Annotated in this window: 22 protein-coding genes and 1 pseudogene; 9 read left to right on the forward strand and 14 right to left on the reverse strand. The window is 72.2% G+C overall.

What is annotated here, in order from left to right; translation table 11 throughout:
* Positions 1-335 precede the first annotated feature (335 nt).
* Positions 336-740, reverse strand: coding sequence for a coenzyme B12-dependent isobutyryl CoA mutase small subunit (gene icmB, locus EV376_RS01285; protein ID WP_130320336.1), 405 nt, complete (start codon positions 738-740; stop codon positions 336-338).
* A 422-nt stretch (positions 741-1,162) separates the two neighbouring features.
* Between icmB and EV376_RS01290 the strand changes: the two genes are divergently transcribed.
* The gene (locus tag EV376_RS01290) at positions 1,163-1,867 is read left to right on the forward strand and encodes a M23 family metallopeptidase (protein WP_130320337.1); all 705 of its coding nucleotides are present in this window, start codon (positions 1,163-1,165) and stop codon (positions 1,865-1,867) included.
* A 273-nt stretch (positions 1,868-2,140) separates the two neighbouring features.
* Complete coding sequence (locus tag EV376_RS01295; protein WP_130320338.1) at positions 2,141-2,908, forward strand: M23 family metallopeptidase; 768 nt, start codon at positions 2,141-2,143, stop codon at positions 2,906-2,908.
* A gap of 18 nt (positions 2,909-2,926) precedes the next feature.
* Here EV376_RS01295 and EV376_RS01300 read toward each other — a convergent pair whose 3' ends face one another.
* Positions 2,927-3,838, reverse strand: a complete 912-nt coding sequence (locus tag EV376_RS01300) for an AraC family transcriptional regulator (RefSeq protein ID WP_130320339.1) — start codon at positions 3,836-3,838, stop codon at positions 2,927-2,929.
* 82 nt (positions 3,839-3,920) lie between these two features.
* On the opposite strand from EV376_RS01300, the gene EV376_RS01305 reads away from it, so the two are divergent.
* On the forward strand, positions 3,921-4,895 hold the full coding sequence (locus EV376_RS01305) for an SDR family NAD(P)-dependent oxidoreductase (RefSeq protein WP_130320340.1): 975 nt from the start codon (positions 3,921-3,923) through the stop codon (positions 4,893-4,895).
* 3 nt (positions 4,896-4,898) lie between these two features.
* On the opposite strand, the gene pcrA is transcribed toward EV376_RS01305, so the two are convergent.
* Positions 4,899-7,292, reverse strand: a complete 2,394-nt coding sequence (gene pcrA, locus EV376_RS01310) for a DNA helicase PcrA (RefSeq protein ID WP_130320341.1) — start codon at positions 7,290-7,292, stop codon at positions 4,899-4,901.
* A gap of 314 nt (positions 7,293-7,606) precedes the next feature.
* On the opposite strand from pcrA, the gene EV376_RS01315 reads away from it, so the two are divergent.
* Positions 7,607-7,945: a chorismate mutase gene (locus EV376_RS01315; RefSeq protein WP_130320342.1), complete on the forward strand. Its 339-nt coding sequence runs from the start codon at positions 7,607-7,609 to the stop codon at positions 7,943-7,945.
* 134 nt (positions 7,946-8,079) lie between these two features.
* On the opposite strand, the gene EV376_RS01320 is transcribed toward EV376_RS01315, so the two are convergent.
* The 5 genes from EV376_RS01320 to EV376_RS01340 form a co-directional block, all read right to left on the reverse strand.
* Complete coding sequence (locus EV376_RS01320; protein ID WP_130320343.1) at positions 8,080-9,090, reverse strand: dipeptide ABC transporter ATP-binding protein; 1,011 nt, start codon at positions 9,088-9,090, stop codon at positions 8,080-8,082.
* Positions 9,083-10,120 carry an ABC transporter ATP-binding protein gene (locus tag EV376_RS01325; RefSeq protein ID WP_130320344.1) on the reverse strand — a complete coding sequence of 346 codons (1,038 nt, stop codon included), beginning with the start codon at positions 10,118-10,120 and terminating at the stop codon, positions 9,083-9,085. Before EV376_RS01325 ends, EV376_RS01320 begins: the two co-directional genes overlap by 8 nt.
* A gap of 5 nt (positions 10,121-10,125) precedes the next feature.
* Positions 10,126-11,064, reverse strand: coding sequence for an ABC transporter permease (locus EV376_RS01330; RefSeq protein ID WP_130320345.1), 939 nt, complete (start codon positions 11,062-11,064; stop codon positions 10,126-10,128).
* Between the two features lie 75 nt (positions 11,065-11,139).
* Positions 11,140-12,150, reverse strand: coding sequence for an ABC transporter permease (locus tag EV376_RS01335; RefSeq protein ID WP_130320346.1), 1,011 nt, complete (start codon positions 12,148-12,150; stop codon positions 11,140-11,142).
* A 100-nt stretch (positions 12,151-12,250) separates the two neighbouring features.
* Positions 12,251-13,888 (reverse strand): ABC transporter substrate-binding protein, encoded by a 1,638-nt coding sequence (locus tag EV376_RS01340; RefSeq protein WP_130320347.1) that lies wholly within the window; start codon positions 13,886-13,888, stop codon positions 12,251-12,253.
* 223 nt (positions 13,889-14,111) lie between these two features.
* Here EV376_RS01340 and EV376_RS01345 point away from each other — a divergent pair, with 223 nt between their 5' ends.
* Complete coding sequence (locus EV376_RS01345; RefSeq protein ID WP_130320348.1) at positions 14,112-14,846, forward strand: PIG-L deacetylase family protein; 735 nt, start codon at positions 14,112-14,114, stop codon at positions 14,844-14,846.
* Positions 14,847-14,924: 78 nt separating this feature from the next.
* On the opposite strand, the gene EV376_RS01350 is transcribed toward EV376_RS01345, so the two are convergent.
* A complete protein-coding gene (locus tag EV376_RS01350; protein ID WP_207227996.1) occupies positions 14,925-15,614 on the reverse strand; it encodes a response regulator transcription factor in 690 nt (229 codons plus the stop codon).
* On the reverse strand, positions 15,611-16,876 hold the full coding sequence (locus EV376_RS01355) for an ATP-binding protein (RefSeq protein ID WP_130320350.1): 1,266 nt from the start codon (positions 16,874-16,876) through the stop codon (positions 15,611-15,613). Before EV376_RS01355 ends, EV376_RS01350 begins: the two co-directional genes overlap by 4 nt.
* Positions 16,877-17,048: 172 nt before the next feature.
* Between EV376_RS01355 and EV376_RS01360 the strand changes: the two genes are divergently transcribed.
* The 3 genes and pseudogenes from EV376_RS01360 (at position 17,049) to EV376_RS01370 (ending at position 20,670) form a co-directional block, all read left to right on the forward strand.
* Positions 17,049-18,689 (forward strand): PspC domain-containing protein, encoded by a 1,641-nt coding sequence (locus tag EV376_RS01360; protein ID WP_130320351.1) that lies wholly within the window; start codon positions 17,049-17,051, stop codon positions 18,687-18,689.
* Positions 18,686-18,934 (forward strand): annotated as a pseudogene (locus EV376_RS01365) (hypothetical protein); the annotation flags it as partial. The gene EV376_RS01360 and the pseudogene EV376_RS01365, both read left to right, overlap by 4 nt.
* A 482-nt stretch (positions 18,935-19,416) precedes the next feature.
* Positions 19,417-20,670 carry a phosphatidylserine decarboxylase gene (locus tag EV376_RS01370; RefSeq protein WP_130320352.1) on the forward strand — a complete coding sequence of 418 codons (1,254 nt, stop codon included), beginning with the start codon at positions 19,417-19,419 and terminating at the stop codon, positions 20,668-20,670.
* A gap of 73 nt (positions 20,671-20,743) precedes the next feature.
* Here the strand turns inward: EV376_RS01370 and EV376_RS01375 are convergent, their stop codons facing one another.
* The 3 genes from EV376_RS01375 to EV376_RS01385 form a co-directional block, all read right to left on the reverse strand.
* Complete coding sequence (locus EV376_RS01375; protein ID WP_130328480.1) at positions 20,744-21,646, reverse strand: CDP-alcohol phosphatidyltransferase family protein; 903 nt, start codon at positions 21,644-21,646, stop codon at positions 20,744-20,746.
* A gap of 376 nt (positions 21,647-22,022) precedes the next feature.
* Positions 22,023-22,937 (reverse strand): NUDIX domain-containing protein, encoded by a 915-nt coding sequence (locus EV376_RS01380; RefSeq protein ID WP_130320353.1) that lies wholly within the window; start codon positions 22,935-22,937, stop codon positions 22,023-22,025.
* A 142-nt stretch (positions 22,938-23,079) separates the two neighbouring features.
* A complete protein-coding gene (locus EV376_RS01385; protein ID WP_130320354.1) occupies positions 23,080-24,027 on the reverse strand; it encodes an NUDIX hydrolase in 948 nt (315 codons plus the stop codon).
* Between the two features lie 144 nt (positions 24,028-24,171).
* Between EV376_RS01385 and EV376_RS01390 the strand changes: the two genes are divergently transcribed.
* Positions 24,172-24,519 carry a PspC domain-containing protein gene (locus tag EV376_RS01390; protein WP_130320355.1) on the forward strand — a complete coding sequence of 116 codons (348 nt, stop codon included), beginning with the start codon at positions 24,172-24,174 and terminating at the stop codon, positions 24,517-24,519.
* Positions 24,520-24,526: 7 nt separating this feature from the next.
* Here the strand turns inward: EV376_RS01390 and guaA are convergent, their stop codons facing one another.
* On the reverse strand, positions 24,527-26,080 hold the full coding sequence (gene guaA, locus EV376_RS01395; protein WP_130320356.1) for a glutamine-hydrolyzing GMP synthase: 1,554 nt from the start codon (positions 26,078-26,080) through the stop codon (positions 24,527-24,529).
* Positions 26,081-26,099 lie beyond the last annotated feature (19 nt).

The following is a 26,099-nucleotide window of genomic DNA, read 5'->3' on the forward strand; positions in this document are numbered from 1 at the left end:
CTGTCATCAGTTGAAGCAGGCCATTGGGCGCAGCCTAGCGAGGTGGGCACGGCCGGCAACCGAGCGGGTGCGCGGTGTGCGGTAATCCACAACCGGCACGCCCCGACCCGGCACGTCAGCCTTCCGGGCGATGTTTCCGGGGCCGCGTAACCCCCGGGAAGAGGCGTCGTTGAGTCAGGTGTCGGCGCACTGGTTCGGTGCGACGGCGGGAGACGGCCGATGCCCTGTCGGTCGAGGGGTGGCGGCGGGGCATCGTGCATAGAGGGGCCGGACGTGTGAGGGGTGCGTCCGGCCCCTCCCCCTGTCCAGCCACGCCCGCCAACGGGCGACGGGGGTCAGCCGACGGTCTGCGCCACGTTCTGCCGGACCCACTCCACGATCGACTGCGTGGTGGCGCCCGGCGTGAAGATCTTCGCGACGCCGATCTGCTCCAGCTCCGGGATGTCGGCGTCCGGGATGATGCCGCCGCCGAACACGACGATGTCCCGCGCGTCCCGCTCGGCGAGCAGTTCGAGGACCCGGCGGAAGAGCGTCATGTGCGCCCCGGAGAGTACGGAGAGCCCGACCGCGTCGGCGTCCTCCTGGATCGCGGTCTCCACGATCTGCTCCGGGGTCTGGTGCAGACCGGTGTAGATGACCTCCATGCCGGCGTCCCGGAGGGCACGCGCGACCACCTTGGCGCCACGGTCGTGGCCGTCCAGGCCCGGCTTGGCGACGACGACCCGAACACGAGAGCTCATCTGCGCATCCCTTTCACCGGCTCCGCGGCTTACCTGAACGAACGGTAACCCGACCGGCCCGGGCCCGGAAATCCGGGCCGCGTCACAGTCCACCAGCGGCGGACGCCGGTGCGTGGTGGGGCGGTGACGGAGAAGGTGTCGGCCGTCAAGTCGGACGACTCCGCCGTTCGGTCACGGTCCGCGACGAACGGGCGGTATCGGGGGCACCTTCACCGGGGTGCGAGGCATGACAATCAGGGACGCAATCGGACAGAACGCAACACCAATTCGGCGATGCGGCTTGTGACGAGCGTGGCAGAGGGCTAACGTGTCCACGGTTGTCATCAGGTCCATGGACGGGTGGCGACGCGGCCAACGGGCGTTCAGCACAGCGTCATCGACGCCCGGAAGCCGCTTCGATACCCCGACAACGGAGGGTGTGCGTGCGCCAGCGCCTGTCGTCTGAGCCCGATAGATATCGTGGCCGCCGCCGCGTACCCACCCCGCCGCGGAGCCGCTACGCCGCCGTCGTCACCACCGCGTTCGTCGGCGCCGGTGGGGTCGCACTCCTGGCCGGCGCCCTGCCGGACGCCAAGAGCGTCAATCCGTCGGTCATCGACGAGCTCAAGGCCGCGTCCACGCTGAGCCAGGACGCCGATCGCGCGAACGCCGCCGATCGCGCGTCGCGTGGCGGCGAGCGCGGCACCGAGGCCGAGCCCGAGGTCTGGCTGCTCCCCCTCCAGGGCTACGACTTCAACTCCCCGTACGGCGTCCGCTGGGGCAAGCTGCACACCGGCATCGACCTGGTCGCCCCGGAGGGCACCCCCTACGTCGCCATCCACGACGGCACGGTCACCAAGGCCGGCTGGTTCGGCGGCTACGGCTACACGGTGATCGTCCGCCACGCCGACGGCAGCGAGGCCATCTACGGCCACTCCTCCGCGCTGACCGTCAAGGAGGGCCAGCAGGTCAAGGCCGGCGACCAGCTCGGCCTGGTCGGCAACACCGGCCACTCCTACGGCTCCCACCTGCACCTGGAGATCCATGTCAAGGGCGAGCCGCTCGACCCGGTGCCCTGGCTCGACGAGCGCGGAGTGAACATCAAGCTCCAAACCGAAGAAATCTACAGCGAAGCAGCTGCTTCCTGACACTGCGTAACGCCCGATGACCGCCCGGATCCAACGATCCGGGCGGTTTTTCGTCTCCGGCCGCCCGGCAAAGTAACCCGGGCCACACCGACGAGTGTGAGCGAGCCCACGGCCGACCATGATCACTTATGCGCCCATTTGTGGCGAGAACCGGATAGAACACCCAGGACCACTTCGGACCGCCGCCGCCAGCCCGGTCCCCCATACCCGGCTCAACCGGCGCAGACACCAGTATTTCGAGGTCACGTGCCCCTCGATCAGTGAAGGTCCGCAGTGCAGGACGACAGCTTCATCCCGAACGAGAACATCGCACCCGTCCGGCACCGGAGGCGGGCCGCCTCCCGTACCCGGGTGCTGGTGACCGCGGCGGTCGCGGTCGCCGCGCTCGGCCTCGGCGGCGTCGCGGTGGCCGCGGCCGGGACCGACGACGACGCCGGCGTACCGGCCGTCGCCGCGATCGACGCCGCGGAACGCGCCGAGGCCGCCGCCCGGGCCGACCGCTCCGCCCGCGAGCCGGCCAGCCCCAGCCCGGCCAGCCCGACGCCCGGCGCCTCGACGAGCCCCACGGCGAAGCCGACCGCCAGCGCCAAGCCGAAGGCGACGGCCAAGCCGAAGCCGAAGAAGACCACCAAGCCGAAGCCGACGTGGGTCATCCCCATGAAGGGCGCGGCGATCACGTCCTGCTTCGGCCCGCGCTGGGGCGTGCTGCACGCCGGCATCGACTTCGCCCTGCCCGCCGGCACCCCGGTCCGCGCCGCCTTCGGCGGCACCGTCGAGAAGGCCGGCGACGTCGGCGACGGGTACGGCATCTCGGTCGTAATCAACCACGGCAACGGCTACCTGACCCACTACGCCCACCTCAGCACCGCCAAGGTGGGCGTGGGCGACAAGGTCGCCGCCGGCGAGACCATCGGCCTGGAGGGCTCCACCGGTGACTCCACCGGCCCGCACCTGCACTTCGAGGTGCACCAGGGCCAGATGTGGAACCAGATCGACCCGGCGCCGTTCCTGCGCGCCCGGGGCATCGACGTGGCCTGCTGACGTCAAGCTGTCCGCGAGTCAACGCGCCGGGGCGGCCCGGCGGCGGTAGGCGCGCGGCGACCGGCCGGTGGTGCGTTTGAACGCCACGCTCAGGGCACTCTCCGAGCCGTATCCGACGGCCCGGGCGATGCTGGACAGGGTGTCGTCGCTGCGGCGGATCCGGTCGGCGGCGAGTTCGATCCGCCAGCGGGTGAGGTACTCCACCGGGCCCTGACCGACGACCTCCCGGAACCGGGCGGCCAGCGTGGACCGGGAGACCGCGGCGACCCGGGCCAGCTCGGCCACGGTCCAGGGGTGGGCCGGGCGGGCGTGCATCGCCCGCAACGCGGGGGCGAGCACCGGATCGACCAGGCCGGCCAGCCAGCCGGCGCCGCCGCCCCGGGCAAGGTGCAGGCGCAGGATCCGGATCAGCATGACCAGGGCGAGATGCTCGGCGACCAGCGTCCCGCCCAGCGGCGCCGCTCGCAGTTCGCTGTCGATCTCGCTGACGGCCCAGTGCACGGTCGCGGCCTCCGGTGTCGCGGCGGGCACGTGGATGACGGGCGGCAGGGCGTCCAGCAGCAGAGCGCGCGCCCGCTCGGTGAAGGCGAACGCGCCGCCGATGAGAAACACGTCGTCGCCCGTGCCGGCTCGGGCCACGGCGTCGACGGCCCCGGCGAAGATGGGCGCGGCCGGTTCGGGCGGCGTGTCCGGGTCGCTGGCCAGGGTGAAGCCCAGGGGCCGGGTCAGCAGGAAGCAGTCGCCCTCGGCCAACTCGACCGGCTCGGACCCCCCGTCGACGCGCAGCAGACAGCTGCCGTGTCGAACCGCGTTGAACTTGACGCCGGCTGGCGGGTCGAAGCGGAGTGCCCAGCGGCCGCCGGCCGCCATGGCCGTGGACAGGCGGCTGGTCACGCCAACCAACGCGAGCACGTCCTCCAACGGATCCACTGCTCTCCCCTTGGACGGCTACTCAAGAATGCTGGACTCCAGATTACGGAAAGTCCACGGCACCTGTTCTAGCGTGGAGGCCATGACAGACCGCAACCGCGTCAGCACTCCGTTCACCGCCCGCGCGACCGCCGCCGAGATCCTCGACGGCGTCGACCTCGCCGGCCGCCGGATGATCGTCACCGGCGGCGCCTCCGGCATCGGCGCGGCGACCGTTCGGGCCCTGGCCGGGGCCGGAGCGGAGGTCACCGTGGCCACCCGCGACCCGGCCAGCGCCGATGCCCTGGTGGCGGAGTTCGCCGCAGCCGAGCGCGGCGCCGTACGGGCCGCCGCGCTCGACCTGGCCGACCTGGCCTCGGTCGACGCCTTCGTCGCCGCCTGGACGGGGCCGCTACACGCGCTGGTCGCCAACGCCGGGGTCATGGCGATCCCGACCCGGCAGCTCACCGCTCAGGGCTGGGAACTTCAGCTCGGCACCAACTACCTCGGCCACTTCGCGCTCGCCGGCGGCCTGCACCCCAACCTGCGGGCGGCCGGATCCGCCCGGGTGGTGACCGTCAGTTCCGGAGCGCACCTGCGGGAGGCGTTCGACTTCGAGGACCCGCAGTTCGAGCGGCAGCCGTACGACCCGTGGTCGGCGTACGGCCGGTCGAAGACCGCGGACGTCCTGCTCGCCGTGGGCATCGCCCGGCGCTGGGCCGCCGACGGCGTCACCGCCAACGCGCTCAACCCCGGCTACATCAACACCAACCTGCAGCGCCACCTGGACGACGACACCTTGCGGGCGTTCGGAGTCCTGGACGAGGCGGGCAACCGCATCGACCTGCCGTACTACAAGACGCCCGCCCAGGGTGCCGCGACCACCGTGCTGCTGGCGGCGTCACCGCTGGTGGAAGGGGTCACCGGCCGGTACTTCGACGACAACCAGGAGGTCGAGGTGGTGGCCGGCGGCCCGGACGCCACCGGCGGGGTCGCCGCGCACGCCATCGACCCGGTCGCCGCCGATCGCCTCTGGGCGTATGCGGCGCAGGCCCTGGCAGCCCGCGGCCGAGGATGACGCTCAGAGCTTGTCGATCGGGGCGTGCCGCAGGACCAGCCACATCGTCTGGTCGCCGAAGTCGATCTGGGCCCGGGCGCCCGGCCCGTGCCCCTCGACGGCGAGCACCCGGCCCAGCCCGTACCGCTGGTGGTTGACCCGGTCCCCGGCCGCGACCTTCGGTGCCTGCGGCAGCTCGCTGGCGGTGGCCAGCCGGCTGCCGTCGACACCGAGCCGCCGGGCGAGCTGCGCGGCCTTCGGCGTACCGCCGGTGAAGCCGCCGCGCCCGCGGTCCGCACGGTCCGCGCGGCCGCCGACGCCCCCGCCACCGCCGGCCCATGAGGTGTACGAGCCCTCGGTGCGCTCCCAACGCACCAGCTCGACCGGCAGCTCCTCCAGGAAGCGGGACGGCGGGTTGTAGGCCGGCTGCCCCCACGCCGAGCGGGTCACCGCCCGGGACAGGTAGAGCCGCTGCCGGGCCCGGGTGATCCCCACGTACGCCAGGCGCCGCTCCTCCTCCAGCTCGTGGTTGTCGCCGAACGTGCGGGCGTGCGGGAAGACGCCGTCCTCCATGCCGGTCAGGAACACCACCGGGAACTCCAGGCCCTTCGCGGTGTGCAGGGTCATCAGCGTGACCACACCCTGGTGCTCGGGATCGTCGGTCGGCACCTGGTCGGCGTCGGCCACCAGCGCGACCTGCTCCAGGAAGCCGGCGAGGGTGGCCCGCTCCCCCTCGGCGCCCAACGCCTCGACGCGCTCCGTGTACTCCCGGGCGACGCTGACCAGCTCCTGGAGGTTGTCGACCCGGCCGGCGTCCTGCGGATCCAGGCTCTCCTCCAGCTCGGTCAGGTAGCCCGAGCGGGTCAGCAGCGCCTCCAGGACCTCCTCGGGGGTGCCGGCCTCGGCCAGTTCCCGGGCTCCGTCGAGCAGCGTGACGAACTCGGCGATGCCGTTGGCGGCCCGGGTGGAGATGCCCGGCGCGTCCTTGGCGCGGCGCAGGGCCGCCCCGAACGAGATCCGGTCCCGGCTGGCGAGCGCCTCGACGCACGCCTCGGCCCGTTCACCGATGCCACGGCGGGGCGTGTTCAGGATCCGGCGGAGGCTGACCGTGTCGTCGTCGTTGACCACCGCGCGCAGGTACGCGAGGGCGTCGCGGACCTCCTTGCGCTCGTAGAAGCGCACCCCGCCGACGACCTTGTACGGCAGGCCGACCCGGATGAACACCTCCTCGAAGACCCGGGACTGGGCGTTGGTGCGGTAGAAGACGGCCACGTCCCCGGGGCGGGTGTCGCCCGCGTCGACCAGCCGGTCGATCTCCCGGGCCACCCAGTCCGCCTCGGCGTGCTCGGTGTCGGCGACGTATCCGACGATCGGGTCGCCGGAACCGGCCTCGCTCCACAGCCGCTTCGGCTTGCGGGACGTGTTGCGGTCGATCACGGCGTTGGCCGCGTTGAGGATGGTCTGGGTGGAGCGGTAGTTCTGCTCCAGCAGGATCGTCCGGGCGTCGGTGAAGTCCCGCTCGAACTCCAGGATGTTGCGGATGGTCGCGCCGCGGAACGCGTAGATCGACTGGTCGGCGTCGCCCACCACGCACAGCTCGGCCGGCTCCAGCCCCTCGGTGCCGGACACCAGCTCCTTGATCAGCACGTACTGCGCGTGGTTGGTGTCCTGGTACTCGTCGACCAGCACGTGCCGGAACCGGCGCCGGTAGGTCTCCGCGACGTGCGGGTGCGACTGGAGCAGGTGCACCGTCGTCATGATCAGGTCATCGAAGTCCAGGGCGTGGGCCTCGCGGAGCCGCCGCTGGTACAGCGCGTACGCCTCGGCGAGCGCCCGCTCGTTCGGCCCCTTGGCCCGGGCGGCGAACGCCTCCGGGTCGACCAGCTCGTTCTTCAGGTTGGACACCTGTGCGGCCAACCCGCGCGCCGGGTAGCGCTTGGGGTCGAGATCCAGCTCGCGGGCGACCATCTGCATGAGCCGGCGGGAGTCGTCCGCGTCGTAGATGGAGAAGGTCGACTTGAGGCCGGCGTGCTCGTGCTCGGCCCGCAGGATGCGGACGCAGGCGGAGTGGAACGTCGACACCCACATCAGCCGGGCGCGCGGCCCGACCAGCTGGGCGACCCGGTCCTTCATCTCACCGGCGGCCTTGTTGGTGAAGGTGATCGCGATGATCTCGCCGGGGTGCACGTCGCGCGCCGCGAGCAGGTACGCGATCCGGTGGGTGAGCACCCGGGTCTTGCCCGACCCGGCGCCGGCCACGATGAGCAGTGGCGACCCGGCGTGGGTGACCGCGTCCCGCTGGGGGCCGTTCAGCCCGTCGAGCAACGCCTGCGGATCGAGGCGTGCGGCGGCGGGCCGGCGCGGCGGGGCGGGCTCGGGCGCGGGCGGGGACACGGGGACGTCGAAGAGAGGATGCATCGCATGGCGAGTCTATGCCGCCGTCCCGACCAAACCCGCCACGCACGCCCCGGGTGCAAGGAAGGGCCCCTCCTTGACACCTCCGGTCGTAAAGAGGTCCCTTGTTAACCGCTTTTCTTGCGCCGGTAACGGCGGCCACGGCATACTCGACGGCGTGTTCGGTCAGCGCTTCTACTTTTACTACGGCTCCGGGAGTCCGGCAGCCGCAGGTCGCGCCTGATCAACCAGACCTACGCAAGCCCCGGGCTCGGAGAGCCCGGGGCTTCGTCGTCCCGGGATCCGGGCACCGGGCCCGACACCCGAGGGGTACGGCGATGATGACAGACGTGGCGGAGCAGAACGGGAGCTCGGAAGGGGCGGACGGCGCGGCCGGTGCCGTCGACCCGCGCACCGGCACCCAGGAGCGGATGGCGGCGGCCCGGATCGCGGAGATCCGGCAGCGGATCGACGAGATCGACCGGTCGCTGATCGAGCTCTGGCAGGAGCGGGCCCGGCTCTCCCAGCAGGTCGGCGCGACCCGGATGGCGTCCGGAGGCACCCGGCTGGTGCTCTCCCGGGAGCAGGAGATCCTGGAGCGGTTCCGGGCCGCGCTCGGCGCGGACGGCACCCAGTTCGCTTTGCTGCTGCTTCGCGCCGGTCGCGGCCCGCTCTGAGCCGCCGGGCACCCCGGCGGGCAGGAACAGGACCGGGGCGCCGGCCGTGGTTGCGGCCGGCGCCCCGGATCACTGAGGAGGCACTACCTTCACCGCCGGCCGGTCAGGGTGGTCGGGCGACGGCGTCTGTACGGCTACTCGACCGCGTGCACCACGTCGCGGACCTCGGCGAAGTGGCAGGCACTCGGGTGCGCCGACTTCTCGCGCACGGCCAGGGCCGGCTCCTGCTGGGCGCAGATGTCCTGCGCCTTCCAGCAGCGGGTGCGGAACCGGCAGCCGGACGGCGGGTTGGCCGGCGACGGGACGTCACCGGTCAGGACGATCTGGTCCCGCAGGCCGCGCAGCTTCGGGTCCGGCACCGGCACCGCGGACAGCAGTGCCTGCGTGTACGGGTGTGTCGGGTTGTCGTAGATCTGGTCCTCGGTGCCGATCTCGACGATCTTGCCGAGGTACATGACCGCGACCCGGTCGGCGATGTGCCGGACCACCGACAGGTCGTGGGCGATGAAGATGTACGACAGGCCCAGCTCGTCCTGGAGCTTCTCCAGCAGGTTGATCACCTGCGCCTGGATCGACACGTCCAGGGCGGAGACCGGCTCGTCACACAGGATGATCTCCGGGTTGAGCGCGAGCGCCCGGGCGATGCCGATGCGCTGGCGCTGGCCGCCGGAGAACTGGTGCGGGTACCGGTTGATGTGCTCGGGGTTCAGACCGACCAGCTCCAGCAGCTCCTGGACCCGGGCCCGCCGCTTCGACTTCGCCAGCACCTCGGGGTGCACCTCGAAGGGCTCCCCGACGATGTCGCCGACCGTCATCCGCGGGTTGAGCGAGGTGTACGGGTCCTGCATGACCAGCTGGATGTTGCGCCGGCCACGGCGCCGCTCGGCGGCACCCACCTTGGACATGTTCCGGCCCTGGACGAACAGGTCACCAGAGGTCGGCGTCTCCAGGCCCACCAGCATCCGGGCCAGGGTGGACTTGCCGCAGCCGGACTCGCCGACGACGCCGAGCGTCTCGCCCCGGCGCAGCTGAAGGTTGATCCCGTCGACAGCGCGGACCGCGCCGACCTGCTTCTTGAAGAGGATCCCCTGGGTCAGCGGGAAGTGCTTCACCAGATCGCGGGTCTCCAGCACGATGTCAGACATCGGCCTTGACCTCCTTCCAGAAGTGGCAGGCGGCGGTCCGGTAGGGCGACACCTGGTACAGCGGCGGCGGCGGGTCCTGACGGCAGACGTCCTGCGCGTACCGGCACCGCGGGTTGAACGCGCAACCCTTCGGGATGTTCGTCAGGGTCGGCGGCAGCCCCTTGATGGCGGAGAGTTCCTGGCCCTTGAGGTCGAGCCGAGGGATGGACTCCAGCAGGCCCTTGGTGTACGGGTGGGCGGGGCTCTCGTAGATGTCCCCGACCAGGGCCTCCTCGATGACCCGGCCGGCGTACATCACCGAGATCCGGTCCGCCACGTCGGCGACCACACCCATGTCGTGTGTGATCAGCAGCAGGCTCATGTTCCGCTCATGTTGCAGCTCGGCGAGCAGGTTCATGATCTGGGCCTGCACCGTGACGTCCAGCGCGGTGGTCGGCTCGTCGGCGATCAGCACCTCCGGGTCGAGCGCGAGGGCCATCGCGATCATGACCCGCTGCCGCATACCGCCGGAGAACTGGTGCGGGTAGTCGTTCACCCGCTGCTTCGCCGCCGGGATCTTGACCAGGTCCAGCAGCTCTACCGCGCGCTTCTTACCCTCCGCCCGGGACATGCCCCGGTGCTTGCGGAACAGCTCACCGAGCTGGAAGCCCACCGTGAAGACCGGGTTCAGCGCGGAGAGGGCGTCCTGGAAGATCATCGCGATCCGGTTGGCCCTGACCCTGCGCCGCTGCGCCTCCGTGAGCTTCAGCAGGTCGACACCCCGGTAGAGGACCTGGCCGCCGGTGACGAACCCGGGTGGGCTGTCCAGGATGCCCATGATCGCCTGGGCGGTGACGCTCTTGCCGGAGCCGGACTCGCCGAGGATCGCCCGGGTCTCGCCCGGCCGCAGGTCGAAGCTCACCCCGTTGACCGCGCGGGCGATGCCGTTGCGGGTGCGGAACTCGACGTGAAGATCCTTGACCTGCAGCGGCATGGCGTTCGGATCGAGGCCGGGCAGGGCGTCCAGCTTGACGTTCACATCAGTGGTCATGGCGCTCACCGGAACTTCGGGTCGAGGGCGTCACGCAGGGCGTCACCCATGAGGATGAAGGACAGCACCGTGCCGACCAGCAGCCCGCAGGGGAAGAGCAGCAGCCACGGGTCCTCCAGGAAGTAGACCTGGTGAGCCGAGATCATGATGCCCCAGGACTGCGCGGGGGGCTGGAGCCCGACACCGAGGAAGGTCAGCGTGGCCTCGGCGGTGACGAACGCGCCGAGCACGATGGTGGCGTACACCAGCATCGGCGCGATCGCGTTCGGCAGGATGTGCCGGAACATCAACCGACCGTTGGTGGCGCCGACCGCCTTCGCCGCGTGCACGTAGTCCAGGTCCTTCGAGGAGATGACGCTACCGCGCATGATCCGGGCGATCGTCGGCCAGCTCAGCAGGAAGAGCACCATGGCGATGGTCCAGATGTTCTGCCGCTTGATGACCGTGAGGAACACGATCGCGCCGAGCAGGAACGGCAGCGAGAAGAAGATGTCCATCAACCGGGAGATGATCCCGTCGACCCAGCCGCCGTAGTAGCCGGCGACCATGCCGAGCAAACCGCCGACGATCACCATGGCGCCGGTGGCCATGATCGCGATCGTCATCGAGGGACGGGCGCCGTAGATGGCGTGCGAGTAGTAGTCGCAGCCGAGTTGGTCGAAGCCGAACGGATGGTCCCAGCTCGGGGGGATCCGGGAGCGGTCGGTGGTGCAGTCCCGCGGGTCCTGGCTGGTCCACAGCTTCGGGAAGAGCGCCATCGAGCCGACCACGAGGACGTACAGGAAGGCGATCACGAAGACCGGGTCACGCACCAACTGCCGGCGGGCGTCCGCCCACAGGCTCGCGCTGCGCTCCTTGCCGCCGACCGTGGCCTCCGTGCCCGGACCGCTGCCGCCTACCGGCGCACCGCCGACGGCGGTGCCGGCACTCGTCAGGTCGCTCATGTCCACACCTCGTTTCGCATCGCCCTGCCACGGGCCGCCGCGGTCGCCGGCGGCCGGTTCCTGACCACAGTGCCGTCACTCATAGCGGATCCTCGGGTCGAGGACGGCGTACAGGAGGTCGACGAGCAGGTTGGCGATCAGGACGACCAGCACCAGCATGGTCACCACGCCGATGACCACGGACGACTCACCGGTCCGGGCCGAGAGCACCACCAGCCGGCCGATGCCGGGCACGTTGAAGATCGTCTCGGTGACCACCGCGCCGGCCATGGCCGAGCCGATGTCGACACCGAGGAAGGTGATCACCGGGATCAGCGAGTTGCGCAGCGTGTGCACGCCGATGACCCGCTTGTTCGCCAGGCCCTTGGCCCGCGCGGTCCGGACGTAGTCGGCCCGGATGTTCTCCATGATGCTGGTCCGGGTCAGGCGGGCCGTGGTGGCGAGCGAGACCGCGCCGAGCACCATGCCCGGGATGATGAGGCTGGCGAAGGGGTAGTCGGGCTTGAAGCCCGGACTGAAGACGCCGTTGGCGAGGACCTCGGGGATCCAGGCCTGGTCACGAAGGACGTTGCCGAACTTGACCCCGACGAACTCCCGGACCACCACGCCGAGCACGAAGATCGGCACCGAGATGATGAAGACAGTGCTGATCTTGACCAGGTTGTCGGCGAAGCTTCCACCGCGCAGGCCCGCCCACACGCCGGCGGCGATACCGACGACCGCCTCGAAGACGATCGCGATCAGCAGCAGCTTCAGGGTGTGCGGGATGGCGTCGGCCACCAGGTCGGTGACCTCGCGCTGACGCAGGTTGATGCCGAAGTCGAAGTGGAAGAAGACGTTGGTCACCCGGTCGGCGAACAACCCCAGGCAGGGGTTGAACTTCTGGTCAAGGCAGGGGTCGGCGTACCCCAGCCGCTCGGTGACCGCCTGGAGCAGGGCCGGCGGCGGGGTCCGGTCGCCGAACAGCGCCCGGACCGGGTTCCCGCTGAACTGGATCGCCAGCGAGGTCATGTAGTGGAGCAGGAACATGGTGCCCAGCACGGTCGGGATGAACTGGAGCAACCGTCGAATGACGTAGCGCCCCATGTCGGGGTCTCCTCTCGGCGCTGACGTGGCGGCAACGATCACCCTGGTGGGGAGACCGTTGCCGCCACGTCCTGTTACGGCTGGATCAGAAGACTGAAGCTCAGTTCTGCTTCAGCGAGGTCGCGCCGTAGTCGGCGTCCGAGACGGCGTTCCAGACGAACTTGTCCACGTTCTCACCGTAGACCGCACCGACCTTGTTGAACCACATCGGGATGACCGGGAGCTCCTCGACCAGGATGTCCTCCGCCTTCTGGTAGAAGGGGATGCCCTCCTCGACGGTGTTGGCCGAGTCGCCCTGCTGCAGCAGGCTGTCGAACTCCGGGTTGCTGAAGGTGGAGTTGTTGCTGTCGGCACCCGTGCTGTACAGCGGAGCCAGGTAGGTCTCCAGGTACGGGTAGTCCGGGCCCCAGCCGAGGCGGAACGGACCGGTGAACTTCTTGCTGTCCGCGGTCTCCAGGTACTCGGCGAACTGCAGGTTGACCTTCAGCTCGTAGTCGATGCCCAGAGCGGCCTTGATCTGGTCGCCGACCGCCTGCAGCCAGGCGTCGTGACCGGCACCGGCGTTCGCCCAGAGCTGCAGCTTCTTGCCCGCCGGCCAGCCGCCGGCCTCGGCCAGGAGCTTCTTGGCCTGCTCGACGTCCTTCTTGCAGTACTGGCAGACGTTGTCGCGGGCGCCCTGGAAGGTCGGCGCGACGTAGCCGGTGGCCGGGGTGAACCGGCCGTCGTAGACGGCGTCGATGATGGACTGCCGGTCGATCGACAGCGAGAGCGCCTGGCGGATCCGCTTGTCCTTGAACTCCGGCTGGTACATCGGCATGCCGACGTAGGTGAAGCTGTCACCCGGCTGCTCGTAGAGGCGGTCGCCGTAGGTGGCCTTGGCCTCCTTGTACCGCGCCGGCGGCAGGGTGTAGAGCACGTCCAGCTCGCCCGCCTGGAAGGCGGCGTAGCCGGCGTCGATGTCCGCGAAGATCCGGTAGGTGATCTTGTCGGGCTTGCCCGGCTCACCCTTCCAGGTGTCGCTGCGGACCAGGTTGATGGCGACGTTGTGCTGCCAGCTGCCCTCGATCTTGTAAGGGCCGTTGCCGATCGGGGTCTCGTTGCACTTGTCCGCGTCGTCGACGCACGCCTGCGCCATCGGGAAGAAGCCCGAGTAGCCGATCGTGGTCGGGAAGCCGGAGAAGGGCTCGGTCAGCTCGACGGTGAAGGTCAGGTCGTCGACCTTCTTCAGGCCGGAGAGCTCCTTGGCCTTGGGCTCCGGGGCCTTCTTCGGGCCGTCGCCGTCCGGGTCCTCCGACGAGACGTCCTTGATGCCGGCGATCCGCTTCATGAAGTAGCCGTTGTTCTGGGCGTTCGGCCCGTAAGCGGCGTAGTTCCACGACCGGATGAAGGCGTCGGCGTTGACCGGCTCACCGTTGTCGAAGGTGTAGCCGCTCTTGATCTTGATCGTCCAGAGCTTCTGGTCGTCCGACGTGATCGACTCGGCCAGGTCGTTCTCCGGCGCAGCGGTCTCCGCGTTGTACTTGACCAGACCGCGGTACAGCTGGCGGATCACGTAGATCGACGGCTCGTCGTCACCGGCGGACGGCAGCAGGAACGCCGGCTCCGCGTTGTAGACCCGGAGCTCACCGCCGGCCTGGCCGGCAGCGTCGTCCGAGTTGTCGCCGCCGCCGCTGCAGGCGGTGGCCAACATGGCGGTGGCGGTCGCCGCGACCGCCACCTTCAGGAATTTCCCGCGCATGGGAGTGCCTCCTCAGGGCGCTCGGCTCACGAGGGGGTTGTGAGGTGCCTGCAACTGTGACACCCGATGCGCGCTGGCGGGAAGGCGTGTTATCAAGCCGATACGCGGCCGGGACGGTGCGTACACCCAGCCGGAGGCGGCTTTACCGCGCCCAGGTAGGCATGGTAAGAGCTGCGGGAACGCCTCCCCCGGGCCGGTTCACGGCCGGTAGGCTCGATCCACGATGACCTTTCCGTCCTCCGCCGCGCCGCTGGCCGATGTCCGCCGGGCCCTCGCCATTTTCGCCCATCCGGATGATGTCGACTTCGGCTGTGCGGGCACCGTGGCGCTCTGGACGGACACCGGGATCGAGGTCGCGTACCTCCTGATCACGCTGGGTGATGCCGGCGGCTGCGCCGGCATCCCCCGGTCGGAGTTGGTCGGGCAGCGGGCGGAGGAGCAGCGCGCGGCGGCCGCCGCCGTCGGCGTCCGGCAGGTCGACATGCTGACCGGGTACGCCGACGGCACGCTCGCGCCGACGCCGCGGTTGCGCCGGGATCTCACCGCCGCGATCCGCCGGTTCCGTCCGGACCGGGTCCTGACCAGCTCCCCGCTGCGCCGTTGGGAGCACATCGCCGGCCCGGGCCACCCCGACCACCAGGCGGTCGGCGAGGCGGTCACCTGTGCGGTGTACCCGGACGCCCGCACCGCGTCCGCCCACCCGGACCTGCTCGCGGCCGGGCTGGAGCCGTGGGTGGTGCGGGAGATCTGGTACGCGGGCGGCCCCTCGCCGGACCACGCCGTCGACATCACGGAGAGTTACGAACGCAAGGTCGAAGCGCTGGCGGCCCACCGGTCGCAGACCGCTCACCTGGACGTGCCGGCGTTCGTACGCGACGAGCTGGCCGTCACCGCGGCGGGCGCCGGCCTGCCCCCGGGCCGGCTCGCCGAGGCGTTCACCGTCCTCCGGACGGAGTGAGCGCCGACCGGGCGCCCCGGCCACGGGCGGGAGCGCCGGCGGGGCGCGTCGGCGACCGGAGCGGCGGTCAGCGCCGGCTCAGACGAGCCGGCGGTCGGCCGCCCAGCGGGAGAGCTCGTAGCGGTTGGACATCTGGAGCTTGCGGAGCACGTTCGACACGTGCGTCTCGACCGTCTTTATCGAGATGTACAGCTCCTTGGCGATCTCCTTGTACGCGTACCCCCGGGCGAGCAGGCGCAGCACCTCCCGCTCCCGGTTGGTGAGCTGGTCCAGCTCGGGATCGGAGACCGGCGCGTCCGGGCGGGCGGCGAAGGCGTCCAGCACGAACCCGGCCAGCCGGGGGCTGAACACGGCGTCCCCGTCGGCGACCCGCCGGATCGCCGCCGCCAGCTCGTCCGGCGAGATCGTCTTGGTGACGTAGCCCCGCGCACCGGCCCGGATCAGCCCGATCACGTCCTCGGCGGCGTCCGAGACGCTGAGCGCCAGGAACCGCACGTTCGGGTGCGTACGCCGCATCGCCTCGAGCACCGCCCGCCCGCCGCCGTCGGGCATGTGCACGTCGAGGAGCACCACGTCGGGTTCGAGGGCGGCGATCCGGCTGACCGCCTCGGCCACCGTGCTCGCCTCGCCCACCACCTCCACGTGCGCGCCCAGTTCGGCGCGGACGCCGGCCCGGAACATCGCGTGGTCGTCGACGAGGAACACGCGCAGCCGCTCCGGGGCCGCACACGCTTCCTCGACCGGTCCCGTCGTCTGGTCCGCCATCATCTGTCCCTTTCCGCCGTGGACGAGTCGCGGGAGATCGGCAGGATCAACCGGACCTCGGTCCCCTCCCCCGGCTCGGAGCGGATCTCCGCCCGGCCGCCGTGCCGCTTCATCCGCCCGATGATCGAGCCCCGGACGCCGTGCCGGTGATCCTCCACCGTATCCGGGTCGAAGCCCTTCCCCCGGTCCCGGACGAAGACACTGACCTGCTCCGGCTCGACCTCGGCGTAGAGCGAGACGGTCTGCACCCCGGCGTGCCGGGCCGCGTTGACCAGGGCCTCCCGGGCGGCGGCCACCAGCGCGCCGACCCGCTCGTCGGTGTCCCGGTCGCCGACCACCACCGTCTCCACGTTGATCGCGAAGGTGTCCTCCACCTCGGCCGCCGCCTGTTCCAGCGCGGCGGCGAAGCGCTCGGCCGGCGAGGCGGTCGGCTTGTAGAGCCAGTTGCGCAGCGAGCGCTCCTGGCCCCGGGCCAGCCGCGTCACGGTCTTCACGTCCCCGGCGTTGCGCTGGATCAACGCGAGGGTGTGCAGCACCTGGTCGTGCACCATCGCGGCCAGTTCCGCCCGCTCCTGCTCCCGGATGCGCCCCTCGCGCTCCGACCGGAGCTGGTTCCACGTCCGCCACAGCACCGGCGCGGCGACCACGCCCACGCCGGCCAGGCCGACCAACGCGAAGATCACACCGTTGAGCACCGCGTCGAAGTTCTGCGCCGGGGAGTAGACCGCCGCGACGCCGATTATGCCCACCGCGACCAGCACCCCGCCGCCGACGAACCGGAGCACGAACGCCCGCCGGTCGCTCTCCTCGACCACCGCGCTCAGCCAGGGCACCGGGATCGCCTCGCCCCACTGCCACCGCCGCTCGGGCGCGGACTGGTGCCAGATCAGACCGGCGCCGACCGCGATGATCGCGACCAGCCAACCGGCGGTGCCGGCGGCGCCCACCGAATTGAAGAGGGCCATCTGGAGCATCAACACGACGAGGCCGATCGCCACGAACGGCAGCAGCTGGGCCACGTCGCGGCGCGGCGGGACCGTCGTGTCGCCCGGACGCAGCGGCACCACCGCCCAGAAGGCGGCGTAGAGCAGCAGGCCGAGGCCGCTGAGGCCGAGCAGCACCATGAAGGCGACCCGGACCCGGAGCACCGAGATGCCGAGGTGCTCGGCGATGCCCGCGGCCACCCCGGCGGCCATCCGGTGCTCGGGGGCGCGGTAGAGGCGAGGGGGCTGGGTCACGGCACTGATCGGTGGCTCCCTGGTCACGAAGGGTACGGTGTGGGCGACGGTCCGCTGCCGGCGCCGGTTCGATCGTCACACGGCACACCGCCGCCCGGCCACGGGGACGCCCCGGACATCCGCGGTCCCGGTATCTCAGGGTGGGGTCAGGGTCTCCTCCTGAGGTCGTCGGTGCCCTGCGGGGAGCAGGATCGAGGACATGACCGAGGAAGCCGCCCAGCGCCCGACACCCGGGCCGACGCCGCCACCGGCGTCCGAGTCGGCCGGCGGGCCGAACCCATCGTGGGACCAGACCGGAGGGCCGCCCAACGCGACGGCCGCCGCCCCGCCCCCGCCGGGCGGTGGCGCCAGCTTCACCTCCCGCTACGGGCTGGTCCGCCCGCACGACGGCCGCTACCTGGCCGGCGTCTGCGCGGCGATCGGCCGGGCGACCAACACCGACCCGGTGCTCTGGCGGGTGCTGCTCGCGGTGCTCGGCTTCTTCGGCGGCATCGGCATTCTGGTGTACGTCTCCGCCTGGCTGATCATCCCCGGCGAGGGCGACAGCGCCTCACCGGTCGAGTCGATGCTGGGCCGGGGCCGGTCCAGCATGTCCCCGGTGACCGTGATCGTGCTCAGCATCCTGGTGGCGGTGAGCTTCGCCTTCATCGTCACCGACGCGTTCCGGGCCGTGCTGCTCGGTGCGGCGATCCTGATCTGCGGGGCGCTGCTGCTCAACCGCGAGCGCCCGGGCGGGCCGCCGGCCGGCGCCGCGCCCGGTCCGGTGGCCACGCCGCCGGGGCCCCCGCCCGGGCCGACCGCCACGCCGGCCGCCCCGCCGCCCGGGCCGGTGCCGCCGGTGAGCTACCCCGCCCCCACCGTGCCCGCGGCGACCGGGCCCGCCGAGGCCCCGCCCTTCGGCACGACGCCGGCCGCTGAGCCCACCCTCGAGATGCCGACCGCCCCGGTCACCGGAGCACCGGCCGAGCCGACCGCCCAGCTGCCCCGGACCGGTCCCGACGTGACGCCCGGCGTGCCGGCGCCGCCCGCCTGGCCGGCCGCACCGGCCTGGACGCCGGCGCCGAGCACCCCGGCGGCGCCGGGGGTGACCTCGGCCGCGCCGCTGCCGGGCGGTTACCGGCCCCCGTTCGCCCCGCACGGCCCGTACGCCGGATCGCCCGTGCCCCCGCCGGTCCCGCCGAGGCCGCCGCGCGCGCCGAAGCGGCCGCGCGAACGGTCCGCGCTCGGCGCCGTGACCTTCTCGCTGATCTTCCTCGCCCTCGGCCTGGTGGCCGTCCTCGACCTGGTGGGCGTGTTCCCGGTCGGCGCGTCGGCCTACTTCGCCGCGGCGCTGGCCACCATCGGGCTCGGCCTGCTGGTCGGCACCTGGTTCGGCCGGGCTCGGTGGCTCATCGCGCTCGGTCTGGTCACCGCCGCCGCGCTGGCGGTGGCGACCGTCGCCGAGTCGTACGACCACATCCGCGGTGTGGACGGCGCGGTGACCTGGGCACCGGCCAGCCACGCGGAGCTCGCCACCCGGTACGAGAACAGCTTCGGCGACTCGGTGCTCGACCTGCGTGCGGTCGACTTCACGGGGCAGGACACCGAGATCACCGTCGCGGTCAACTTCGGCCAGGCCACGGTGGTGGTGCCCCCGGACGTCGACGTGTCCGTAATGGCCGATGTCAACGCCGGTGACGCGGTCGTCTTCGGCCGCCGGTCCGGCGGGCTGGACGAGCGCGCCGGCGGCATCGACGGGCCCCTGCGCGAGACCACGGACCTGGGGGCGGACGGCCCCGGCGGCGGCAAGCTGCGCCTGTTCATCCATGTCAACGCCGGCAAGCTGGAGGTGACCCGGTGAGGGCGCACCGCACCGATCTCGTGTCCCTGGCGTTCGGGCTGCTCTTCGTCGGCCTCGCCGGCTGGTGGCTGGTCGCCCGGCTGCTCGGGTTCGTCCTGCCGCCGGTCGGCTGGTTCCTGGCCGGTGCGCTGCTGCTGATCGGCGTACTCGGGCTGGTGGGCGCGCTCCGGGCGGCCCGCTCCGCCGGCCCGGAGGCGACGGTGCCGGCCGCGGGAGCTCCGCCGGCCGTCGTCCCGGACGCGGGGGGCACCACGGTCGCCGCAACCACCCCCCGCCAGCCGGCGGAGGCCGGGTTCGGGGCGTTCGACCGGACCGGCGGCGGGGACCGCTGGCCAGCCGGCCGGGAGTGGGACGTGCCCGCCCCGCTGGCGGGAGCCGCCGGCACCGGGGGCGCCGGCGCGCCGGGCACCGACGAGTGGCCGGGTGCTCCCGCTGCCGGCAGCCGGGAAGAGACCGACGAGTGGCCCACCGACGCGGTCACCGACCGCCGCGACGAGGCCGTCGAGGACCGGCCGGCGGACGTACCGGGGGAGGTTCCGCCGGCGCCGCCGGCGGGTAACGGCCCTCGCTGAGCACGGCGGTGCGTCGCCGGTCCGGCGGCGCATATGCTGGCCGGTGGAGCCCGTCCCGGCCGGCCGCCCCCGGATCCGTCGGCCCGTCCTCGGCCCGCGCCGGCCGTGTCGGATTCCGCACCCGCCGTCCCGACCCTGTCAGGAGTCCGCCCGACATGACCCAGTCCCCCGCCGTGCGCCCCTCCGGCCGGTCCGGTCCGGTCCGCGTCGGCGAGCGCGCCGCCCGTACCCTCGTCGCCGAGTTCGCCCGGATCAACGACCCGAAGGCCGCCCTGCTGGTCGGCGCCAGCCCGGAGTCCCCGGTGCTCGCTGCCGCGATCGAGGCCCTGCTGCCCGGCGACACGCTCACGGTCGTGCCGGCCGCGTCGTCGAGCGCCGCACCACTGCGCGAGCACGTCGCCGCGCAGGGCCGCTGGGTCGCCGACCGGGTCCGGGTCGTCGACGCGCTGGCCGAAGCCGAGGTCGCGGCGGTGGCGATCGTCGGCGAGCCGTTCACCGGGACCGTCGAGGAGACCCGCGCCACGATCGACGGGCTCGGGAAGTACCTCGCCGACGGTGCGGTGCTGACCGTCGCCGCGCCCGCCACGCCGGGACGTACCGCCGGGGCCGCCGACGAGCTGGACCGCCAGGGTGCGCTGCACGGTGTCGGCAGTGATCTGGTGCTGCGCAACAACCCGCCGCTGCGGGTGCACCGGCTGCGCTTCACGCCGGCCGACGCCGCCGCGGCGACCGGGCTGGCCCCGGCGTACCGGCCCTCCAGCGTGCCGCTGACCCGCGGCATGCACATCGATTCCAACGGGGTGGCCGCCGCGGGCATCACGCTCGGCCTGGCGGCGTTGGCCCGGCTGACCCGCCCGACGTCGAAGCTGTGGTTGCTGCCCGCACTGGCCGCCGCGCCGGTCGCCGCCTTCTTCCGGGATCCGGAGCGGGACGTGCCGGAGGACCCGTCCGTCGTGGTCGCGGCCGCCGACGGCCAGGTGCTCTCCGTGCAGCGGCTGCACGACGAGCGCTTCGGCGACGGCGAGTGGCTGCGGGTCGCGGTCTTCCTGTCGGTGCTGGACGTCCACGTCAACCGCTCCCCGGTCGCCGGCAAGGTGGTCGACTACTTCGTGGCCGACGGCGGTTTCGCCAACGCGATGAAGCCCGAGGCGGAGCACAACGTCGCCGCTTACACCGTGCTGGACACGACGCACGGCACGGTGGTCGTGGCGCAGCGCACCGGGCTGATCGCCCGGCGGATCGTGCAGCGGGCACCGATCGGGGCGTTGCTCGCGAAGGGCGAGCGGTTCGGGCTGATCCGGTTCGGGTCCCGCACCGACGTCTACCTCCCCGCCGAGGCGGCGGACCCGCTGGTCGGGCCCGGCGACAAGGTGGTCGGCGGGTCGAGCGTCATCGCCCGCTGGCGCTGACCCGGAGGGTCTCCGTCGAGACACGGAACGGGGCGCCGCGGATGTCCGCGGCGCCCCGTTCGCTCGTACCGGGTCAGACCGTGCCGCGCTGCCGCAGCCAGAGCACCGGCCCGCTGAGCAGGTAGCCCACCACGATCAGGGCGAACGTGAGCCGGATGTCGATCAGCGCGCCGAGCACCGGAGCCAGCCACACCCACGGCGGCAGCTTCACCAGCCGGGCGAGCTTGGCGTACGGGAAGCTGGAGACCATCGCGAAGGCGAGCAGCGCCACCCCGCCGAGCAGCACCTTGCCGGACACCGGCAGCTCGATCGCGACCGTCAGGGCGAGCACGGCGGCGGCCATGGTGGTCGGCACGCCGCAGAAGAACCGTCCGTCCTTCGGCGAGACGTTGAACCGGGCGAGCCGGATCGCGGCGCAGGCCGCGACGAGGGCGCAGGCCACCGCGGCGGCGGCCGGCGGCACCGTGCCGGCCAGCGAGGCGTAGACCACGACCGGCGCGGCGAGCCCGAAGGAGCACATGTCGGCCAGCGAGTCCATCTGTGCGCCGAACGGGCTGGCCACGCCGAGCTTGCGGGCGAGGGCACCGTCGAGACCGTCGAAGGCGACGCAGGCGATCAGGCAGAGGGCCGCGATCCGTACCTCGCCCTGCATGGCGAGGAAGATCGCCAGCATGCCGAGCATGAGGCTGGCGAGGGTGCACGCGTTGACCAGCGCGAACTTCATCCGCCGGACCGTCGTCCGCTCGCCGGGGAGCAGCGGGATCGACATCGCCGCCGGCTCGTCGACCGGCCCCGCCGGGGCGAGGGCGGGGCTCACCGGGACGATCGCCTCGATCTCGGCGTCGTACCGGCCGTAGCGGCGGTCCGCGTACGGGTGCTCGACGAGTGACACGTCGGTGCCGGTGCGGAGGTCGCCGTCACGGCGGCCCACCCGGACCAGCAGCACCTGGCGGGCGAAGGTGCCGCTGCGGCGCAGCCGGCCCGCCCATCGACGCCCTGCGGGGCGCGGACTGTCTGTCGTACGACGCCGGCGCCATGGGGCTCTCGGCACGTTTCCTCCATCACCGGAACGACTCACCGCCTCGGCGGCGGGTGTCCGGCTGTCTCGTGCCGGACCTCGCTGGCCCGGCAGCCGTTTTGCGGAGTACACCATCGCATAGGGGAATGGGACTTGGCGATAGTTGCCGGCGGTACTTATATCTCCCTTAAAGCGAGCGAACCATCCGCTTATTCCCATCACGGGCCGCATCGCCCGTTTCACCGCCAACCCCCATACTCGAATGTACCGGACCCTGCCCATACCGGCGCGGCGAGCGATCCGCCCTCAGATACGGCCCGGCGGGGCCGAGGGTTCAGCGGATCAATCCCTTGATCGCGCGGCATGCGACGTCGCTGAGCCGGAGGCCGGACAACTCCCCCGCGCTGAACCAGCCCGCCCGCGCCGTCGACCCGCCCGCCAACTCGGTCACCCGCGGCTCGGTGGGTTCGTCGACCGCCACCCGGTAGATCACCCGGACGGTGTGCCAGTCCAGCGGGCGCCCCTCCGGACCGAGCGCCGCCGGGTTGTGCCGGCTGTCCACGCCGATCAGCTCGACGACTCGCCCCAACTGGCCGGATTCCTCCACCAGCTCGCGGAGCAGCGCCGGTTCGGGCGCCTCGCCGTGGTCGGTGCCGCCGCCGGGCAGGTGCCAGCTCCCGGCGCCCGGGTAGCCGCCCGCGATCTGCGTCAGCAGCACCCGCCCGGCCGGGTCGCTCGCCAGCCCGTACGCCCCGAAGCGCTGCCGCCGGTCGGGCGGGGGCGGGGCGGCCTGGGCGGCGGGCAGGGCGGTGGGCAGGCCCGGCGGCAGGGGGACGACGGACAGCCCGAGCAACTCGGCGGTGAAGGGCATCAGTGGCACGGTCGACGCCTCCGCGAGTGTGAACCACCCGAGCTCGTCGCTGCCACCCGCCGGCTCCGGTCGGAGCGCCCCGCCCTGTGCCGTCACGTCGAAGACCAGGCGGTCGGTGTGCACGGCGATCCCGGCGTCGGCGAACGCGGCGACGTCGGCCACGGCGGCCCGGGTCCCGGTCACGGCCACGACCAGCCCGGTCTCCTCGGCGAATTCACGGACGACGGCGGTGGCGGGGTGCTCGGCGTGCTCCAGGCCACCGCCCGGCAGCTGCCAGACCCCCGGGTACGGGCAGGTGGCCGACCCCCGGGCGAGCAGCACCCGCCCGTCGGCGTCCCGCAGGACCCCGTACGCCGCCACGCGCCGCCGCTGCTCCACCGGCCAACTCCCCCGCCCACACTCCGTCGATCATGAAGTTATCGCCGTCGACAGCGGCGTGTCCCGACAATAACTTCATGATCACCGGGCCGGTGGGGTGGACCTGGGGGGGATTGGGGGGGGTGGGGGTGGGGCAAGGGGGTCAGGTCAGGTGGGCGGCTTGGACGGCTTCGGCGGTCACCTCGGTCAGGCGGTCGGTCGGGAGCGCGCCCAGCTCCTCCCTGGCGAACCAGCGGGCCTCGCAGGTGGAGCCGCCGACGTCGGCGACCGTGGGCGGGGCGGGCTGGTCGACCACGACCCGGTAGAAGGCGCGGACGCCGTGCCAGTCGATCGGGTAGCCCTCCGGGCCGAGCGAGGCCGCGTCGCGGTGGCTCGCCACCCCGAGCAGCTCGACCAGCCGGCCGGTCTGCCCGGTCTCCTCGACCAGCTCCCGGATGAGCGCCGCGCCCGGCTGCTCGCCGTAGTCGGTGCCGCCGCCGGGCAGGTGCCAGCAGCCGGCGCCCGGGTAGCCGTCGGATACCCGGGTGAGCAGCACCCGGCCGGCCGGGTCGGTGACGACCGCGTACGCGGCGAAGCGCTGCGCCCGGTGCAGGCCGTCCGGCCCGGGGACGGCGTAGAACGACGGGAACTCGGGCGGCTCGTCCGGCACGATGTCGGCCGAGGAGGCCGGCAGGCCGAGGGCCCGGGCGGTGAACGAGCGCAGGGGCAGCTCGCGGGCCTCCGCGAGGGTGAACCAGCGGGCCAGATCGGTGGGCCGGTCGACCCGGTCGGTGAGCGTCCCGCCGCGGACCGACACCTGGTAGATCAGGCGGTCGGTGTGGATCGTGATGCCCCGCTCGGGCAGGGCCCGCATGTCGGCGAGCACGTCCTTCAGGCTGGCGACGCTGACCGAGAGCCCGGTCTCGGCCGCGGTCTCCCGGACGACGGTGTGCTGCGGATCCTCGCCGTGGTCGACCGCGCCTCCGGGCAGCGACCACGTGCCGGGCGTGCCGGAGCGCTCCGATGCGCGGACCAGCAAGACCCGACCGACTGAATCAGTAGAGACGGCGTACGCCGCGATCCTGCGGAGCGGCTCCAGCATGGTGGTCACGGAGCCAAATTCTCCCCGCAACCGGTTACCGGCATCGAAAAGAGTCGGATTCCTGACTCTAGGCTCCCGCATCAGGGGTGGGTCAGGGTATGGATCCGGGCGGTCACCGAGGTCGATCGGTCGCCGGGCGCGGACCGTGGAGACATGACACCCACCGGTACTTTCCAAGCCCCGTACAAGCAGCTCCGCCGCCCCGTCACCGACCGGATGATCGCCGGGGTGGCCAGTGGCGTCGGCCGCTACTTCAACGTCGACCCCACCCTGGTCCGGGTGCTCTTCGCGGTCGCCGGACTGCTCACCGGCGGACTCGCGCTGCTCGCGTACCCGATCATGTGGTTCCTGATGCCCGAGGAGCCGGCGAACGCCCCGGCCTGGCCGCACGCGACGGCGCCCGCGGCACCGCAGCCCACCGCCGCCGCCCCGGCCACGCCGCCGGCTCCGGCCCCGGCGAACCGGCCGGCGCCGCAGGCACCGGAGACCCCGGCCGAGTGAGCCCGGCTCACTCCCACTCGATGGTGCCCGGCGGCTTGCTGGTCACGTCCAGCACCACCCGGTTCACCTCGGCGACCTCGTTGGTGATCCGGGTGGAGACCCGGGCGATCAGCTCGTACGGCAGCCGGGACCAGTCGGCGGTCATCGCGTCCTCGCTGGAGACCGGGCGCAGCACCACGGGGTGCCCGTAGCTGCGCCCGTCTCCCTGCACGCCCACACTGCGCACGTCCGCCAGGAGCACCACCGGGAACTGCCACACCCCCCGGTCCAGGCCGGCGGCGCTCAGCTCCTGCCGGGCGATGAAGTCGGCCCGGCGGAGCACGTCGAGCCGCTCCCGGTCGACCGCGCCGATGATCCGGATGGCGAGGCCCGGGCCCGGGAACGGGTGCCGCCAGACCATCGCCTCCGGCAGGCCGAGCTGGAGGCCGAGCGTGCGGACCTCGTCCTTGAAGAGCGTGCGCAGCGGCTCGACCAGGGAGAACTTCAGGTCCTCCGGGAGACCGCCGACGTTGTGGTGGCTCTTGATGTTGGCCGTGCCGGTGCCCCCGCCGGACTCCACCACGTCCGGGTAGAGGGTGCCCTGAACCAGGAACTCCACGTCGCCGTGGGCGGCGACCTCGCGGGCGGCGCCCTCGAAGACCCGGATGAACTCCCGGCCGATGATCTTGCGCTTCTGCTCCGGGTCGGTCACGCCGGCCAGCGCGTCGAGGAACCGGTCGGCGGCGTCGACCACCTTCAGCTTGATGCCGGTCGCGGCGACGTAGTCCTTCTCGACCTGCTCGGCCTCACCGGCCCGCAGCAGGCCGTGGTCGACGAAGACACAGGTCAACTGGTCACCGACGGCCCGGTGCACCAGCGCCGCGGCGACCGCGGAGTCGACGCCGCCGGAGAGGCCGCAGATGACCTCCTTGTCGCCGACCTGCTCGCGGATGCGGGCCACCTGCTCGTCGATGATGTTCTCCGGCGTCCAGGTGGGCTCGATGCCGGCGATGTCGTACAGGAAGCGGGTCAGCATCTCCTGGCCGTGCGCCGTGTGCCCCACCTCGGGGTGGAACTGCACACCGGCACGGCGGCCGGCGACGTCCTCGAAGGCGGCGACCGGCGCGCCCGCCGACTCGGCGGTCACCGTGAAACCGGCCGGGGCCTCGGTCACGCAGTCGCCGTGGCTCATCCAGACCGGCAGGTCGCCGGGGAGGTCGCGGAGCAGCACGCCGGGGTCCGTACGGGGGTGCAACGGAGTGCCGCCGTACTCCCGGTTGCCGGTCTTCGCGACCGTGCCGCCCAGCGCCTGAGCCATCGCCTGGAAGCCGTAGCAGATGCCGAACACCGGCACCCCGGCGGAGAACATGCCCGCGTCGATCCGCGGGGCGTCCGGGGCGTAGACGCTGGACGGGCCGCCGGACAGGATGATCGCGGCCGGGTCCTTCGCCAGCATCTCGGCGACCGGCATCGTGTGCGGGACGATCTCCGAGTAGACCTTCGCCTCGCGCACCCGGCGCGCGATGAGCTGGGCGTACTGGGCTCCGAAGTCCACCACCAGGACGGGGCGAGGCGTGCTCATGTGCAGAAAGCCTACCGAC

The organism is Micromonospora sp. CNZ295, from assembly GCF_004217535.1.